Source organism: Janthinobacterium rivuli (genome assembly GCF_009208735.1).
Taxonomy (GTDB): domain Bacteria; phylum Pseudomonadota; class Gammaproteobacteria; order Burkholderiales; family Burkholderiaceae_D; genus Janthinobacterium.
Map to the genome: position 1 here is coordinate 1 of NZ_WFLJ01000067.1, position 461 is coordinate 461.

General features: G+C 75.7%; 1 protein-coding gene. It reads left to right on the forward strand.

Features of this window, described 5'->3' with window-relative positions; all coding sequences use genetic code 11:
• A partial coding sequence (locus tag GCN78_RS28925; protein WP_152254751.1) for an HlyD family efflux transporter periplasmic adaptor subunit occupies positions 1-461 on the forward strand: 461 nt, incomplete at both ends.

Consider the following 461-nt stretch of genomic DNA (forward strand, 5'->3'; position numbering starts at 1 on the left):
CCGGCACCGTGCTGGCGTTGCCGGTCGAGGCCGGGCAGCACGTGGAAGCGGGCGCGCCGCTGGCCCGCGTGGCCGCCAGCGGCCCCCTGTGGGTGAATCTGCAGGCGACGCGCGCGCAACTGCCGCTGCTGCGCGTGGGCGACCTGCTGCAGGTGGACGGCTGCGCCAAACTGCGCGTGGCGGCCATCTCGCCCGTCGTCGACGCCGCCACGCAAGGCGCGCCGCTGCGCGCGCAACAAGTGGGCCAGGACACGTGTCTGAAGGTGAACGCCTTCGTCGAGGCGCGTCTGCTGCGCCCGACACAGCGGGCCGGTGCGGCGGGCGGCGTGGCCGTGCCGGCCGTGGCGCTGGTGCGCGGCACGGGCGACGCGCGCCAGCAGTATGTGTTTGTCGCCAACGGCAAGGGCTTCGTCGCCACGCCCGTGCAAGCCACGCCGGCCGGCGGCGGCATGGCCTGGGTG